The sequence below is a fragment of the Ruminococcus bromii genome, assembly GCF_928721825.1.
GTDB classification, from domain to species: domain Bacteria; phylum Bacillota; class Clostridia; order Oscillospirales; family Acutalibacteraceae; genus Ruminococcoides; species Ruminococcoides bromii.
The window spans coordinates 1,456,665-1,473,880 of sequence record NZ_CAKMVP010000003.1; the positions used below are offsets into that span (position 1 = coordinate 1,456,665).

15 protein-coding genes are annotated in these 17,216 nt (G+C 41.8%); 4 read left to right on the forward strand and 11 right to left on the reverse strand.

Annotation, left to right across the window (positions count from 1 at the left end; translation table 11 throughout):
- Nucleotides 1–31 precede the first annotated feature (31 nt).
- The 5 genes from QDI94_RS07360 to fba all read right to left on the reverse strand — a co-directional run bounded on the left by QDI94_RS07360 (nt 32) and on the right by fba (nt 6,118).
- Nucleotides 32–1,429, reverse strand: a complete 1,398-nt coding sequence (locus QDI94_RS07360; protein ID WP_278868127.1) for a penicillin-binding transpeptidase domain-containing protein — start codon at nt 1,427–1,429, stop codon at nt 32–34.
- 117 nt (nt 1,430–1,546) lie between these two features.
- Nucleotides 1,547–3,226 carry an FtsW/RodA/SpoVE family cell cycle protein gene (locus QDI94_RS07365; protein WP_101028726.1) on the reverse strand — a complete coding sequence of 560 codons (1,680 nt, stop codon included), beginning with the start codon at nt 3,224–3,226 and terminating at the stop codon, nt 1,547–1,549.
- A gap of 819 nt (nt 3,227–4,045) precedes the next feature.
- On the reverse strand, nt 4,046–4,456 hold the full coding sequence (locus tag QDI94_RS07370) for a DUF1284 domain-containing protein (RefSeq protein ID WP_101029100.1): 411 nt from the start codon (nt 4,454–4,456) through the stop codon (nt 4,046–4,048).
- Nucleotides 4,434–4,982 (reverse strand): biotin transporter BioY, encoded by a 549-nt coding sequence (locus tag QDI94_RS07375; protein ID WP_278868129.1) that lies wholly within the window; start codon nt 4,980–4,982, stop codon nt 4,434–4,436. The genes QDI94_RS07370 and QDI94_RS07375 overlap by 23 nt, the downstream gene beginning before the upstream one ends.
- A 269-nt stretch (nt 4,983–5,251) precedes the next feature.
- Nucleotides 5,252–6,118 carry a class II fructose-1,6-bisphosphate aldolase gene (fba, locus tag QDI94_RS07380; RefSeq protein ID WP_278868131.1) on the reverse strand — a complete coding sequence of 289 codons (867 nt, stop codon included), beginning with the start codon at nt 6,116–6,118 and terminating at the stop codon, nt 5,252–5,254.
- Nucleotides 6,119–6,650: 532 nt separating this feature from the next.
- Here fba and QDI94_RS07385 point away from each other — a divergent pair.
- Entirely contained in the window at nt 6,651–8,378 is a 1,728-nt protein-coding gene (locus tag QDI94_RS07385) for a trypsin-like peptidase domain-containing protein (RefSeq protein ID WP_278868132.1), read from the forward strand.
- A 464-nt stretch (nt 8,379–8,842) separates the two neighbouring features.
- On the opposite strand, the gene mgtE is transcribed toward QDI94_RS07385, so the two are convergent.
- Nucleotides 8,843–10,210, reverse strand: a complete 1,368-nt coding sequence (gene mgtE, locus QDI94_RS07390) for a magnesium transporter (RefSeq protein WP_101029098.1) — start codon at nt 10,208–10,210, stop codon at nt 8,843–8,845.
- Nucleotides 10,211–10,625: 415 nt separating this feature from the next.
- On the opposite strand from mgtE, the gene QDI94_RS07395 reads away from it, so the two are divergent.
- A complete protein-coding gene (locus QDI94_RS07395; protein ID WP_278868133.1) occupies nt 10,626–11,273 on the forward strand; it encodes a hypothetical protein in 648 nt (215 codons plus the stop codon).
- A gap of 172 nt (nt 11,274–11,445) precedes the next feature.
- Here QDI94_RS07395 and QDI94_RS07400 read toward each other — a convergent pair whose 3' ends face one another.
- The 4 genes from QDI94_RS07400 to nth all read right to left on the reverse strand — a co-directional run bounded on the left by QDI94_RS07400 (nt 11,446) and on the right by nth (nt 15,114).
- Entirely contained in the window at nt 11,446–12,327 is an 882-nt protein-coding gene (locus tag QDI94_RS07400) for a dockerin type I repeat-containing protein (protein WP_278418743.1), read from the reverse strand.
- 24 nt (nt 12,328–12,351) lie between these two features.
- A complete protein-coding gene (locus tag QDI94_RS07405) occupies nt 12,352–13,269 on the reverse strand; it encodes a dockerin type I repeat-containing protein (protein WP_278475147.1) in 918 nt (305 codons plus the stop codon).
- Nucleotides 13,270–13,640: 371 nt separating this feature from the next.
- Complete coding sequence (locus QDI94_RS07410; protein ID WP_278418739.1) at nt 13,641–14,474, reverse strand: Cof-type HAD-IIB family hydrolase; 834 nt, start codon at nt 14,472–14,474, stop codon at nt 13,641–13,643.
- A 13-nt stretch (nt 14,475–14,487) separates the two neighbouring features.
- Entirely contained in the window at nt 14,488–15,114 is a 627-nt protein-coding gene (gene nth, locus QDI94_RS07415) for an endonuclease III (protein ID WP_278868134.1), read from the reverse strand.
- A gap of 149 nt (nt 15,115–15,263) precedes the next feature.
- On the opposite strand from nth, the gene QDI94_RS07420 reads away from it, so the two are divergent.
- The gene (locus QDI94_RS07420; RefSeq protein ID WP_119252149.1) at nt 15,264–15,992 is read left to right on the forward strand and encodes an HAD family hydrolase; all 729 of its coding nucleotides are present in this window, start codon (nt 15,264–15,266) and stop codon (nt 15,990–15,992) included.
- A gap of 101 nt (nt 15,993–16,093) precedes the next feature.
- Nucleotides 16,094–16,321, forward strand: coding sequence for a hypothetical protein (locus QDI94_RS07425; RefSeq protein WP_278868135.1), 228 nt, complete (start codon nt 16,094–16,096; stop codon nt 16,319–16,321).
- Nucleotides 16,322–16,425: 104 nt separating this feature from the next.
- Here QDI94_RS07425 and QDI94_RS07430 read toward each other — a convergent pair whose 3' ends face one another.
- Complete coding sequence (locus QDI94_RS07430; RefSeq protein WP_278868136.1) at nt 16,426–17,208, reverse strand: hypothetical protein; 783 nt, start codon at nt 17,206–17,208, stop codon at nt 16,426–16,428.
- Between the last annotated feature and the right edge of the window lie 8 nt (nt 17,209–17,216).

The following is a 17,216-nucleotide window of genomic DNA, read 5'->3' on the forward strand; positions in this document are numbered from 1 at the left end:
TCAATAATATAATTTTTAATATAATTTTAATTTACTGCACCGCAGACGCTCCAAGGCTTTTTGCAGCCTGAATCATTGCGGTCTCAACTACGGGACCTGCATATTGGAAACCGAAACCCGAATCCTGTACAACACAGGCAAATGCAAGAGGGCAGTCCTCATCTTTTGAGTAGCCGACCATCCAGCCGTTAGGGTTCTTATCATCGCCGACTTCACCCGTACCTGTTTTGGCACAGACTGTAAGTCCGCCGAAAAGGTTGTCGCCGTAGTAATCCGAAACGGTGTATCTCATAACATCGTCAAGCTTTGCCGCCGTATCGGATGAAAAAAGCTCCTGTCCGCTGCTCTTGTAGTTTATGCCGAGTGCGGAGAGTATGGATTCATCTTTGATAAGGGTAGGGTTTGTAGCCTTACCGCCGTTTGCGATTGCGCCGCAGATAATTGCCATCTGCATCGGGTTTACCTTGTCATTATACTGACCTACACCCGACCAGCCAAGCTGATTTTCATTGGCGTTGCTGACATCATATGAACCTTTTGCGGTTTTAATTCCGTCAACATCAAAGGAGCTGTTAATGCCGATTTTCTCGGCAGTTTTTGTCATTGTGTCACTTCCGAGTTCAACGGCAAGCTTTGCAAAAACAATATTGCAGGAATGTGCCATTGCCTCTTTATATGTCAGCGTTCCGTGAGTTTCCGTACAGGTAACTTCACTTCCGCCTATGTTCTCACTTCCGTTACAAACCCAAGTGCGGTCATAAAGGTCGGGAATATTCTCAATTGCCGCCGCAGATGTAACGATTTTGAAGATTGAACCCGGGGTAAAGGTTGACGAAAGCACATTATCAAGGTAAACGCCCTCGTATTCGCTTTCGTTGTCCTCGGTAATTTCGGGAGGAGCCTGCGGATCGTAAGCCATGGTGCTTACGGAACAGATAACCTCGCCTGTTTTGTAGTTATATATTACACAGGCACCTTTTTTGTTATAAGCTGCAAGAACATCATAAGCCGCCGCACAGGTTGCGGAATCTACTGTCAGCTTTATATCGTGAGAGGCACGCAGTGATTCGGGCATATTAAGTCCGAAAACAAGGTTATAGCCTATCAGCTGAGAACGATACATACTTTGAACAGCCGTTGAAATGTTAAGGCTGTCATCACCGACAACATGAAGCAGAGATTTTCTTACGCTCTCGCTTTCGTTATAAACTCTTGCACCGTCAACCGTCTGTGCAAGAGCCGTGCCGTTGCGGTCATAAATCGCTCCTGCCTGTGCAAGGCCGCCGTCACCTGCTATATGCGCATTATATGCCTGATCGACCCAATCGTCTGCCCCTGTTACAAGCTCAAAGGCAAGATAGCCAAGTCCGCCGATAAACGCAAGCGCAACTATATATATAAGTGTACTTCTGCGAAGTATTTTTTTCAAACCTTACACCACCCTGTGTATCAGTAGGGGCGTTCATTGGACGCCCGCAAGTAAAGGCACTAATTTTATTTAATACCAAAGTACATATATGAAAAACAAGTTTTCAATTTACTAAACTTATCTTTTTACCGAATAAGTTCTCTCGTCTGCGGCTTTGATGAATGCAACAAGTCCCCAACAAGACATAATACTTGAACCGCCGGCAGACACAAACGGAAATGTTACGCCTGTGAGCGGAAGGACATCGGTTGCACCGAAAACATTGAGAGAAAGCTGAACGACAAAAAGTCCTGCCGCACAGCACGCTGAAATTGAATAAAAGGTACTTCTGCTTCGGGTTGTAATTGCCCTTGCATAAATAAACATTGCACCTACTGCCACGGCAAGTGTGAACGCAACGATAACTCCCATTTCTTCCGAAACAAGTCCGAAAACAAGGTCACTTTCGGATGCGGCAACCTGCTTTAAAAAACCGTTGCCGATACCTACGCCGAAAAGTCCGCCGCTTGCCATATATGTGAGAACTCTTGCCTGCTGATAACCGAGGTTGTCCTGAGTATGTTCCCACACATGACGCCAGCCCGAAAAACGGTCGGCAACATACGGTTTAAACTTGAGGACAAAGGTTACGCCGAAAATTGCGGCGGCAACAGCAAGAATAATCGTCTTGAAATCGCCCGAGCGCATAAACGCTGTGAGCAAAAATGTTACAAAGAAGATGAGCGCAGTACCGAAGTCGCCCATAAGAGCCAAAAGGCCGACGCAGACTGCCGAGAAGATAATGTACTCAAGCAAATTCTTCTTTGTCATCAACACATCAAGAGAACTTGCGCCGATAAAGATGAAAATAATCTTTGCAAGCTCTGACGGCTGAAATGAAAACGAGCCGATATAAATCCAGTTGGCGGCGCCGTTTGTAATCTTACCGAATACAATTGTTACGCCCAAAAGGCCGACCGCACAAATCATTGCCGGAAGTCTGAGTTTATTTACCTTGTCGGGATCTTCAATCAGCTTGATGATTATGCAGAAGAAAATCATACCTATTGCGGCGGCAACAAGCTGAACATAAGCCGAGCGTTCCGACTGTCTGATAAGCATCATTACGCCTATGCCCGTCAAAAACAGGGCGAGCGATTCAAGCTCGAAATTTACTCTGCGGATTACAAAATAGGAGATAAAGAAGAATCCCCATTCAACAGCCGCAAGAGCGCCGAACAGCACGAGCGGAGCCATTGTATTTGTGCCGTCATTCCAGAACATAGCCTGAACGCACATAAAGAAGTGGAAAAATGTAATAAGAAGCATAAGCTTCCACGATTTCATTGCAGGCTTATCACTTACCTTTGAGAAAAACCAGCTCGACTGCAACGGCTGTTGGAACTCCTCGCCTCTTTTTACTATAAGGCTTGTACCGCCTATTGTTATTGTATCGTCAATAAGCACCTTTGCCCTGCCTCTTGTTCTTTTGCCGTTGAGCATCGTGCCGCTCTTTGAATCGGTATCATTTACATACCAACCGTCTTTACGGCGAAGGAGTACACAATGATTTCTTGAAACTGTCGGGTCATCAACGGTTACATCACTGCTTTTACTTCTGCCGATTGAATTTTCCCAGAAAAGTACGGGGAGCATCTCGCCCGTTGCAGGGTTCAAAAGTGAAATCAAAGGAGTTTCGGGACGGCGGCGGCGGCGCATTGCGGCAAAGCACTGGTACACAATTATTATTGCATAAACAGGCATAAGAAAACGCAGTGCAACAACACCCATATCGAAAATTATCGAAAGATCCGGCACTTTTTTCAACTCCTTCACAAATCATCTGTCCTAAAAATAAGCATACTTAAAGTTATACAGTTTAAATAATAATCCAATTTCCTCCAAAAGTCAATAGCCGTGTGTCACGGCAGCCAGTTCGCGAAGACAGTTTGTACAATAGAAGACTAAAAATACCCGAGCGTTACTATCTAATTATAAGTGAAGCAACTTTGTAGCCGAGTGCCTCGGCAGCCAATTCGTGAAGATAGTTTGTGCAATAGAAAACTAAAAATGCCCGAGCGTGACTTTCTATATTAAGATAGTTTTTTCAGCCGAGTGCCTCGGCAGCCAATTCGTAAAGATAGTTTGTACAATAGAAAACTAAAAATGCCCGAGCGTAGTATAGCCATCATTTGAACAATTCTGTAGGGGAGGATATTATCCGCCCGTCCTGATGAAATTTTATGTTTATGCTCATATGTTTTGGCATAATAAAAGCCGTGCGTTATTTTGTAACGGTGAACCGTGTTCGTCACTACACCATTTCGATAACTCTGTTTCATTCATATAATTTATTTCTATCACAATATTTCTGCCATTGCTTGCGGGCGTCCGATGAACGCCCCTACGAGTTTGTGCTTTTTTATACAATTTTATTAAACTCCTTGATTTATTAACTTCAATAATTTATAATAACTTTGACAGAGGATTTGTTAATCCATCTGTTGAGTGTTTCGCCACTTGTTTAAAGAGCGAGTGTTTTTATCGTTGAGCGTTTCGCCGCTTGCAAAAGTGCGAGTATTAACAAAAGACCTCTCGAAAATCGAGAGGTCTTTTATCATGATATATCTATGAGGATTAATGAAGACTTTTCATTTTATCGGCTTTATCACGGCATATATGCGACCATTTGCAGTCGCCGCACACCTGCGAAAGCCTGTCTTTTAAAATTATATTTTCTCTTGCAATTCTCGAAAGCTCTTTCCAATCGGCAGTATCGCCGATTTTCATTCCGAGTAAATCAAGACACCTTTTGTCATAGCATGACGCCTTGCCAGTAACATCGCAGCTGCCGTTGTCACGGTTCGGACACGATGAACAAATTTCGTCACAACCGCCCGTAAGCGTAAGGTTTGCGTTGTTATTTTCAAGAACCGACACTATTTTTGCCATTCCGCAGACAAATTCATCGCTGTAACCCTTGCCTTCAAAAAACTGCACACAAAGGCTGTGATGCGGTCTGAACTTAAAGCTTAACGATTTTGTCAAGACGATTCACCAAAACTGTTGCAACAACAATCTTTGCAGCATCTGCAAGAAGGAACGGAACAACGCAGGTGAGAAGTGCGGCAACAAAGTCTGTATGCATTGCAATCATAAACCAGATTGTGCCGAAAATGTAGCATACTGCAAGGCCTGCAACCATTGAAACCGCAAGCACCCAAAGCTTTCTGCCGAGAAAATCAGTCATAAGTCCAACGATAAGCGCCGTAAAGAGGAAACCGATGATATAACCGCCTGTCGGACCGCCGAGAACGCCGATTCCGCCTGAGAATCCTGCAAACACGGGAACACCGATTGCGCCGAGGAGAACATAAACCGCAACGCTGATGAGTCCTCTTTTCCAGCCGAGCATAGCCGCCGCCATAAAGATGCCGAGAGTCTGAAGTGTGAACGGAACTGTCATCGGAATCTGAATCTGTGCGCACACTGTGATGATTGCGACGAACATCGCCATATACACAAGGCTTAATACATTACTTTTTGATTTACTGTTTGTTTTTGCTTCTGTCATAAAATTACCTCTCCTTTGCAAAACCGCTTTTTTGTTTTGCAGATTGTCAACCAAATTATTTTATCGGTTGACAATTATTATAGTACCGATTATCGCATTTGTCAACCCGATTTATATTTTAAAGTGACAATTACAATCCGTTTTGATGTAACAATTGACTTTACAACCGTCTTATAATGCAACCGAGTTGACCGAACATAACATAAAAACAGGGACAGCGTTTTGCTGTCCCTGAAATTTTTGTAAAGATTAAGTTTGCGTACTTACAATTAAGCCTTGTTAACCGAACCGAAGAGTTCCATCTTTTCCTTAACAGTAGCCTTGATAGCCTCTGCACCGGGAGCGAGGAGCTTTCTTGGATCGAAGCCCTTGCCTTCGAGATCCTTGCCCTCTTCAATGTACTTTCTTGTAGCTGCTGCAAATGCAAGCTGGCACTCTGTGTTAACATTGATCTTTGAAACGCCGAGTGAGATAGCCTTCTTGATCATGTCGGCAGGGATACCTGTACCGCCGTGGAGAACGAGCGGCATCTCTCCTGTAAGCTGCTGGATAGCGTCAAGAGTTTCAAAGCTGAGGCCCTTCCAGTTTGCAGGATACTTACCGTGAATGTTACCGATACCTGCTGCGAGCATTGTTACGCCGAGGTCTGCAACCATTTTGCATTCCTTAGGATCTGCGCATTCGCCCATGCCGATTACGCCGTCTTCCTCGCCGCCGATTGCACCAACCTCAGCCTCAAGTGAAAGACCGAGCTTGTTACAAGTTGCAACGAGTTCCTTTGTTTTTTCAATGTTTTCTTCAATCGGATAGTGTGAACCATCGAACATGATTGAGCTGAAACCGGCTTTGATGCACTTCTTAGCGCCTTCATATGAACCGTGGTCAAGGTGGAGAGCAACAGGAACTGTGATGTTGAGTTCCTCGAGCATACCGTTTACCATACCAACGACTGTTTTGTAGCCGCACATATATTTACCGGCACCCTCAGATACACCGAGGATAACAGGTGAGTTGAGTTCCTGTGCTGTTAAAAGAATTGATTTTGTCCATTCAAGGTTGTTGATGTTGAACTGACCTACTGCATAGTGGCCTGCCTTTGCTTTTGTAAGCATTTCTTTAGCGTTTACTAATGGCATTTTAATCTTCCTTTTGTAAAAAATTTCAGCAGACAAGCGTCCCCACCTGCCGATTTAAGTTTATTATACAATATATTTTTGAAAATATAAAGACCTAAAAAGAAGATTTAGTGAAAATTTTAACAATTAGTCGAAAAATTCTTCATTTTGTCCTGTTTTAGTCAATTATCACTAAACTTTCAAAATAAACTCACACTTCCGTAACACAACAAGGTTGATTTTCATTTTATGAAAAGGTATAATATAACTGTAAATTACAATACTTGATTTTGGTCAAGCGTTGTATGATAATATTTTTTGTAAACTATCCCGTAGGGGTAGCCTTGCGACCGCAAGTAATGACAGATATTTTATTGCAAACAAAGTTTTATAAATATAACAAAACAACCGATATAGTGACTGGCGGATGATATCCGCCCCTACGAAATATTTGTTCATTTCGGCAATTTGCTTGCAAAAAATTTTGTTTCATTACTTAAGGACAAACGCAGTTTGTACCCCACGGCAACAAATAAATGTAGGAGTAACTTTTATGGACAATTTTGACAACAACAATATGGGTGGGTTTGAACCGCAGAAGCCGTTCACCGAAAAGCCCGTACAAAACAATAGTATGAACACGGAACAGACAAGTCCCGTTTCCGAACCCGAAACACATACGGAGCAGGTTCAAAATGTTCCGCCTCAAAGCAGCACACAGTACAATAGTAATGCTTTCGGCAACAACACACCGAATATGTCCGGCAATGCAAATCAGAACGAAAATGTTCCGCCGCAGAATCAAAATCCCTCTACTCAGCCGTGGCAGTACGGTTACGGTCAGTATCCCTACAGCGGACAGAATCCGCAGTATAATCAGAACAGTCAGCAGTACGGACAGTATCAAAACAACACAGGATACAATCAGAATGTACCGCCGTATCAGCAAAACATGTACGGACAGCCGCCTTACGGCAACAACGGTACATACAATCAATATAATTCGCAGTACAATCCGCAGATGTACGCACAGTACCCACAAAAGAAAACAAACGGCGGAATAGTTGCATTGATTATCGTTCTCTGTTCGCTTCTCGCAATCGGTTTTATCGGTATGATGGTATACGGATTTTCGGTTGGCATAAAAGAAGATTCAAACAACGACCGAAGCGATTCGGGCAATTCGTTCAGACTTCCGAACGAAGACAGCACAACACCGTTTGAAACCCTTCCTAACACCTCATCACAGGGCAAAACTCACGATGAATCGGACTACAGCGACAAAACTAACAAAAGCTATTCGGGTATGAAGCTTGAAAGCAATCCAAAGGACGCAAAAACAAACGGCAGTTACACAGCCGCAAAGGCCACCGAAAAGGTTTCCGACTCAGTAGTCGGCATTCTTTGTTACTCGGACGATGTTCCCGATCAGGCTGACACAACAACCGCATCTTCACAGGGAAGCGGAATCATCTTCTCACAAGACGGCTATGTTATTACAAACGCTCATGTAATCGGCAACAGCAAAACAGCCTATGCAATCAGAGTTGTAACATCTGACGGCAAGGTATACAAGGCAGGTGTTGTTGGCTACGATTCAAGAACCGACATTGCAGTTCTCAAAATGGACGATGCAAAGGGACTTACTCCTGCAACATTCGGTGATTCGTCACAGCTTGAAGTCGGTCAGGACATTATCGTAGTCGGCAATCCCGGCGGTCTTGACTATCAGAACACTACAACAAAGGGTGTTATTTCGGCGCTTGACAGAAAACTTTCAACATCAAGCCTCACAAAGTACATTCAGACCGATGCCGCAATCAATCCGGGCAACTCGGGCGGTCCGCTTGTAAACTACTACGGTCAGGTTGTCGGAATTACAACTTCAAAGATTGTTTCCGAAACTTACGAGGGTATGGGCTTTGCAATTCCGTCACAGACAGTAAAAAACATTGTTGACACACTTGTAAAGAACGGCTATGTCGAAGGCAGAGTAAAAATCGGCATTTCGGGCATTGCGGTAACATCGGAGCAGGCATCAAATTACAACATTCCGCAGGGCATTTATGTTCAAAGCATTGTTTCGGGCGGTCCGTGTGACGGCACAAGCCTTGAAGAAGGCGATATCATCACAGAGGTTGACGGCGAAACAATTACAAGCTTTGCAGATGTTTATGCGATTCTTGAAACCCACAAGCCGGGGGACAAAATCAAGGTTAAATATTACAGCTCATCATCGGGCAACGGTGAGGTTGAAATCACACTTCAGGAAGATAAGTAATTTTAATAAGAATATCACCAAAAGCAAGAGGGCAGTCACGACAATGTGACTGCCCTCTTGCTAATTGAAAATTAAAAGTGAAAAATGGAAAATTATTGTCGGGTGGCCGGTTTGCAAATTGCAAACGATTGCAGCCCGACTGTTTTATTTTTGGTATTTTTATATTCGCCTATATTTTGGCACAATAATAACTTTTGGATTATTTTGTAGTACAGCGGCAAATCTAAAACTTTATGTTTTACAAATTTTTCACGAACATAATATATAATATATAGAAAAATTCTTGTAAATGCAATTTTCAATCAATATCGAAAAGTAAAGTTTTAGTTGTAACTGACCACTACATTTAAACGCAACTTCTATATATATATAAAAACGGTCGGGAAACAATGTTTTGCATTTTGCAAACTGTCTTCCCGACCACAATTTTCAATTTTCCATTTTCAACTTTCAATTTAAAAAAATCACAAATGCAAAATCAGCTTTGCAACACCAAAATAGATAAGCAGCGAAAGCGAGTCACAGACTGTTGAAATAAGCGGATTTGCCATAACGGCAGGGTCAAAGCCGACCTTGCTTGCCAAAAGAGGCAAGCTGCTGCCGACAAGCTTTGCCATAATAATTGTGCCGACAAGCGTAAGCGAAATTACAAGGGCAATCATAAACGCGTTTTCCTGACCGTGGAGGTCAAACAAAAGCAGCTTTACAAAGTTTGCCGCCGCAAGCGTAATACCGCAGAGGATTGACACCCTAAATTCTTTCCACAACACAAGAAAAATGCTTTTGAACTGAATTTCGCCGAGCGACAACGCACGGATTACGGAAACCGACGACTGAGAACCTGCGTTACCGCCCGAACCCGTAATCATCGGGATAAACGATGAGAGAATCAGCACATTTGCAAGCACAGCCTCAAATGATGAGATAATCGCACTTGTAAAGGTTGCCGAAAGCATAAGTATGAGCAGCCACGGCACTCTCTTTTTGTACAGACCGAAAATGCTTGTTTTCATATACGGTTTGTCAGACGGCAATACGGCTGCCATCTTTTCAATATCCTCGGTAGCCTCTTCCTGAATGACATCAATAGCATCATCAATTGTTACGATACCGACAAGTCGGTTTTCGTTATCAACAACGGGAAGTGCAAGAAAATTATAGTTTGAGAACATCTGGGCAACCTGCTCCTGATCGGCAAGAGTAGTTACCGAAATAACATTTTCCTCCATAATCGACTTTACAAGCTCGTCATCTTCGGCAAGCAAAAGGTCTTTTACGGTGGTAATACCGATAAGCTTGTTGTTGGCATCGGTTACATAGCAGGTGTAGATTGTTTCCTTGTCAACACCCGTTCTTCTGATTCTTTTAATAGCCATTTCAGCCGTCATATCGGGACGAAGCACAATAAACTCGGTTGTCATAATCGAGCCTGCGCTGTCCTCGGGATATTTCAAAAGCTCGTTAATCTGCTTTCTCATATCCTTGTCGGCCTGTCTTAAAATACGCTTTACAACATTGGCAGGCATTTCCTCAATAAGGTCAACGGCGTCATCGACAAATAACTCATCGACAACCTCTTTCAGTTCGCTGTCGCTGAAGCCGTGGATAAGAAATTCCTGAGTTTCGTCATCCATTTCGACAAAGGTTTCCGCCGCAAGTTCTTTTGGCAGAATACGAAACAGAATCGGCATTTTTTCATCCTGTAGGTTTTCAAAAATCGCCGCAATATCATACGGTTTCATCGTAACCAGAATATCACGCAAGGTACTGAACTTTTTGTCATCAAGCAGCACCTTGATAGTTTCGGTAAGGGTTACATTAACCTGTTCCATCATCTTTTCCTCCTTTTTAATTCAATTGGAAGTAAAGACGGTGTCACCCTAAGTATTAAATTAAATCAATTCAAATCAAAATAAAAATACAAAGCAAAATCAATAAAACAAAATGAACGCACAAGCGCACATTCTGTTGCAACTTCGCCCGGGTACAGCGCCTTTATTACCGTCTGCGTCCATTAAGTTTTCACCTCATTCGCATAAAATTCGGGCAAAGCCCATATATATTTATTTTATTCTTTTTTGTGTGCTATGTCAACGGATTTACACATTAAAAATGCACTTTTCAAATATTTTACAGACACATTACAATCAGCTTTTTAATCGCATTATTTAATATTCCTTGCATTTTGCGCGATATCAATGTATAATTGGTACTGTAATAAAAACAAATGATAGGAGTTTGCTCATTATGTCAGATATGATAAAAAAATATGTTCCCTATGTGGTAATAGTTTTCGTTGTTTATATGCTTTTGCCGCTTATTTTCATTCCTGCAGCAATGCAGAAATTCTCACCTGTTGCTTATGATTGTATATTTCCGCTTACAGCAATCGGCTGTGCCGCCCATTATTGCTCAAAGCATGGCCTTGACTTTCTCTTTGCGCTCATCGCGCCCATCATCTATCTGCCGAGTATGTTGATTTACAACGGCGGATTTTCTTCAGGCACACTTTCAACTAATCTTATTCTTCTTGTTGTTTACCTTGTTTCAGGTATCTTCGGTCTTTTTCTCGGTGATCTTGCCTTCGGCGACAAACGCCGTCAGAAAGAAAAGGCTGAACAACAGGAAACAGAAGAAATGCTTCTTGAAGCAAGACGCCGTGAGAAGCAAGAGCTTGAAACTATGACAAAATCAAGCAGAAAAACCGAAAAAAATCCCCACAGACAGGAACGCAGACCGTCAAAGCCTGCACGCAGAGCCACACCTGTACAACAGGAAACAGGCAAGGACATTGACGATGATTTTGACTACGATAAGTACCTTTCCGGCATTGACAGAAAGCAGGACTCAAGCGAGAGCGAAATTGACGATATTCTCAACGAATACAGACACTGACGGCGAGCCGCCGTTCCCAGTTCGTGCAGATAGTATTTATAAGGGCGAAAATAAAATGCCCGAGCAGAACTCTATAACTAAAAATGTAAAATTAAAGTCGGAAAGACAGACTGCATATGCAGGTAAATGTCTTTCCGACTTTTTGTTTGTGTATTATCTGACAGTTCGGATTTTAGCTGTATGCTTCCACAATATATTTCTGAACAAGTGTGGCGTCAAGAATATTGATAACGCCGTCATTATTTACATCGGACACATATATGCCGAAGTCATCAAGTGCGGCAGCTCCGAGTATATATTTTTGAATCTCGGTAACATCCATAATATTAACCCACCAGTCGCCGTTTGCGTTGCCCATGGTCAGCTTATCAATATAGGTACCTGTTGTACCACCGCCACCGCCTGACGCTGTATCGGTTTCATATCCATAGCTTGTTGCATAGACCGTATCATGTCCTAGCTTGCGGCTGAGGTAAAATTCAACATATCCGTCCTTGTTCGGAGCACAGGCTGTCATAAAGCCGCCGCTCTCAATTATGAGATATGAATAATAGGTAACCTTGCCGGAACGCTGAGTTTTGTAGTTGAACTCCCATTTGCCGTTGTAGCTGTCCCTCTTGGTAGTGCCTTTTTCCGAAAAGGTCTTAGGGTCGAGGTCATGGAGCTTTACTCTGACTTTTACATATTTTCCCGAAAGGTCTGTTCTGAACAGATTTCTGTATGACGAACTTCCGCCGCCACCGCCGTTAGTTAAATACATGACATTGTATTTATCGGTTTTTGAAAAGTTATAAGCTTTTACCTTGTTCACAAGCGGTACAAAATCTATCTTTGTAAGTCCGCCTTTTTCTTTTCTGAATTCCGCATAAACACTGTCGTTGGAATCAAGATTAAATGCAGTTGCCCCAAGCTGACCGTCCGCAAGTGTAAAGGATTTTCCGACATCTGTAACAGCCTTAACCTTTACGGCTGAATTTGCCGTAACAACAGATGTAAGTGCCAGCACACCGCAAAGTGCCGTTGCGGTAATTTTTTTGATAATATTTTTGTTCATTGTTCTCTCCCTATAAATGCAGATTTATGATTTGTCGCTTACAATATATTTTTGAATAAGAGTTGCGTCAACAACATTGACAGCACCGTCCGAATTCACATCACCGTTAAAAAGCTGAAGCTTACTCAATTTATTTTCATTTACAACATACTTTTGAATTGCGGTTGCATCAGATACGGAAACCATCCAGTCGTCGTCTGTATTGCCGCAGATAAAGTTACTCAGCAAAGCACTTGTTACGCCTTCATCACCCAACACACCGTTTTTCAGTACGCTTTCACAGGTTATCATTAACTCTACATCATCACCGATATTTCTTGAAACATAGATTTCCGCATAACCGTTTTTATCGGGTACAAACGAAGTAATCGCTCCGCCGCTGTGTGCATACGCACCCGATGATTCGTACAACAGCATACCTCTGTTGTCCTTTCCGTAATCATAGTAATTATAATCGTAAGTTCTTAACACACCGTTGTTCAGCGGTGCTGTAAAAGTACCGTCAGAATTGAAATACCCATTAAAATCAGACAGTTTCACTTTCACCTTGACATATTTTCCGCCTGTTGTGTCAAATGTATGACAGGCAAAACTATTTCCGAAACCGTAGTTGTATTCATTTGCCATAAATCTTGAAAACTTCTTACCCTTAGGCAGCTGTATATATTTCGGATATTTCTCACAGCTTTTAAACATCAATTTAAATTCGTTTTCATGTTCGTCCTTGAATAAAACACCGTACAGTCTTGAGGTTTTGCTCGTGTAACCTGTAGTTGTTACGAACAGCTGATTATTATTTATCTGCTGTGTTTCGCCTGTAACCTCAAACCTCTCCTGAGATTTTTCGACACTTTTCGGGGCAGCACTTACAGCAAATGCCGAGCCTGCCGCAAGCACACCGCAAAGTGCCGTTGCGGTGATTTTTTTGATTACATTTTTCATTGTTTTACCCTCCGTATTTGCAGACATTGCCGCAAATTTGTTCATACTTGTTTAAGCTTATCAATATATTATCCTTAAGTCAATAACCGCAAATAAAATTCGGTATATACGGCAATATAAGCATAATTTCAAGGTATTTTTTATTGCAAATGACAGCAAAAAAGGACAGCCGATACACCTTGTTGTGTATCGGCCGTTTCCTCTATTTTATTCCTTCCATAACTATTTGACGAAGTTATGTATTTTCCGATTTGCAGAATGAGCGAAATTATCAAGACTGAGAGAAATACAATCATTCCGACATACACCATATTTTTATAGCTGTACCAAGTTCTTTTAAAAGCCTTTCTTGTACCGCCGCATTATTACAATCAATTTTTAAGAATTTTCTCAATCAATTGTGCAACACCATCGTTATTATTTGACGGGATTACAATATCAGCACGGTCAAGGCATTTTTGACTTGCGTTTTCAACAGCCGCACCGAGTCCCGACTCGGCAATCATATCGGCATCGTTATCGGCATTTCCGCAGGCGCAGACATTTTCCATGCCGATATTCAAAAAGTCACACAAACGCAGGAGTGCCTTCGCCTTTGATGCCTCTGCCGACATAATCTCAACAAAATGGTCGGTTGAAGTTGTAATTTCAACGCTGTTGCAAGCCTTTTCGATACTGCTCCACAGCCTGTTGCGAAGTTTTTCGTCCGTACTTATAATGCTGATGAGGTCAAGCTCATTTCTATGCCTGCTCAAAAAGCTTCTCATATCGACAATCTTGCCGTGGCATGAACGGGTGTATTCAAAATATTCAGGCTCACAGCCGTAGTCAAGCGGTCTATGCACATATCTGACATCGGCATATGTGAATCCGTCAATAAATCCCTCAAGAATAACATCGTCATTACGCACAGCGCCGAGAATTTTCAACACATCATCGGGTAAAATCAGCGAACGGTGAACCGTTTTACCGCACTTGCTTATTACCGCACCGTTCGAGGTAATCGCATAGTCCAGACCGACAATGTTCATCACGCTGTCGGGCATCATTACAAACGGTCTGCCGCTTGCCGCAACAACGGTTATTCCGCTTTTGATCGCAGATTCAATGGCAGTTTGCGTTCGTTTGCTCAAGGTGTCGCTGTCGGCAAGAGTTGTGCCGTCAAGGTCAAGTGCAATCAGCTTAATATCTTTCATCTTATCCATACAAATCCCTCTGTCAGATTTTTTTCGGGCAAAATCCGTTCATACAGCATTCTTCACATTTTGCCTTTCTTGCGGTGCAGACTGCTCTGCCGTGCAGAACAAGTCGGTGACAAAAATCATTGCTTTCATCAGGCGGCAAAAGCTCACGCAATGCAAATTCAATCTTTTTCTGATCCTTTAAATCGTGAAGTCCGAGCCTTCTTGTAATGCGTATGCAATGTGTATCAACCACAACCGCAGGCTGACCGAAAATGTCACCGCACACAAGATTTGCGGTTTTTCTGCCGATTCCCGGGAGTTTTGTCAAATCGTCAATATTATCGGGAACAACACCGCCGAAATCGTCACAAAGCATTCTTGCCATTTCAACAATATCTTTTGATTTGGTCTTATAAAGTCCGCAGCTTTTTATATACTCAGCAACTTCTTCGGGAGTTGAGTCAGCAAAATCTTGAGCCGTTTTGAACCTGTCAAACAACGAAGGAGTAACCATATTAACCCTTGCGTCCGTGCATTGAGCGGCAAGCCTTGTTGCAATGAGCAGCTGCAACGGATCTTTGTAGACAAGCGAACATATTGCGTCGGGATATTCTTTTTTCAAGGCATGAACAGCGTTCACGGCAATTTCTTTTTTAGTCATAAATTCACCCCGTAATTTTAAAAAATGCAAAAAATGCGATTAAATACTGTTTTCTTCAGTATAACACAAAAATTCTGCTATTGCAATCAGGATAAAAAACTGGTACAATAGACACATAAAAGTTAGAAATTTGTTTCGGAGGACAAAAAATGTACAATAATTATATTTTTGACTTATACGGCACTCTTATCGACATTAATACAGATGAATGGAACGATGATTTGTGGAAGAAAATTGCCATTCTCTATGCCTACAAGGGTGCACACTACACCTATGACGAGCTTAACGAGGAGTACGACAGACTTGTTCAGGCTGAAAAAAAGGCTGTTCTCAAGAAATCTCCCGACACAAAAGTTGTTGACATTAAAATTGAAAAGGTTTTCCGTAAGCTTTTCACACAGAAAGGCGTTAAGGTTACAAAAGCCGAGGTACTTTTTATTGCCGAGGCATTCCGTTGCTACTCAACAAAGTACATCAAGCTTTATGACGGTGTACTTGATCTTCTTGACACTCTCAAGGCAAAAGGCAAAAAGGTTTATCTTCTCTCAAACGCACAGCGTTCATTCACGGAAAACGAGCTGAATATGTTTGATCTGACAAAATATTTTGACGGCATTTGCATCAGCTCTGACGAAGAATGTTCTAAGCCTGACGAAAAATATTTCAAAACACTTTTTGACCGTTACGGACTTGAAAAGAGCGAGTCAATTATGATTGGCAACGACTATATCAGCGATATCGGCGGTGCGGCTGATTTCGGTATCGACAGCCTGTACATTCACCAGAGCATTTCCCCCGAAATTGACGGCGAACTCCGCAGTACATATAAGGTTATGGACGGCGATGTGTTCAAAATCAAGAAACTTATTGTGAAATAATAAAAGAATTCAACTGCACCTGATTTACGGGTGCAGTTTTTAGCATAAATAGTGTATATTTTATCTGTAGTTATGCACACTATAACAAAGGAAGTGTGCAGATGAAACGCAAAGTACCCGATTACAAAAAGATTTTAACTCCAAGTGATTTAGAGCTTAACACCTGTTCAAATCAGGATTGCACAGGGCTTATTCCAACGGCTGTACAAAACGAAGAACAGGCTGATTCATACGAAGAACTCTACCCATATATAACCGGTGTGTCGCCGACTTTACAAGATAATCCGAATAAAATTAATGCCGACACCAAAAAAAGAAACCGATTATAAAATACAAAAAGCAGAGTATATTGACCTACAATCCCATAAATCGGAATTAACGAAAAATGGGAATTAAGTTAAATATACTCTGCTTTAATTTCACGAAAAAGTTACTAAATGAAATTTTCTGAACAAGCTAACCATAAAATATAATCAACTTCAGCGGGGCGTTTTCTGATAAGCTCTGCTGTTTCTGAAATAATGTCAAACACCTCGTAATCGGGAACTTCTTTTTTTTCGGAAAATCCCAATCCGTTACAACCCAAAACGTTCTTCATATAGGTATTAGGATTTGCTATATCATAGCCTACATTTCTGAGATATTCGGCAACAAGCGAAACTGCCATTTGAGTCATCTTATCTTCACTTTTACCGTCAGCAAGATTACTAACAAGGCTTTTGAGGGAAGTATCCTTTTCAACAAATGTATTGTAGTAATTATCAATACTGCCGTACTCTTTTTCAAACTTAAGCAATTTCGGTATATTATCAAATACCAAAGCATTCATCTGAGCTCCGACAGATTTATTTCCAAGGGTAAAACCCATGATATTATTAGCCAAATCGTCAGGATTACAGCTAAGAATATAGTCAGGATTGTAGCCGCGGAAAATATCATCAACTGCTGTTATTTCGCCTGTATCAATATCAAAATATTCCATGAATTTACTCCATCTGCCGCCGTTGCTGAGCATTGAGTAAACCATAGCCTTTATGTGTTCCTCGGTTGTATAATGTTTGCCGTTTTCTCTGTTATCAATCTGATGTTTGATATATGTATTTTCCCAAAACATTATTTTGCAGTCATCACCGTACTTTTCTTTCATAGCCGTACGAGTAAGGCTGTCAATTGCATTTATGGCAAAACTCATAACATTTTTTGAATCGAAATTCATAACTCTCA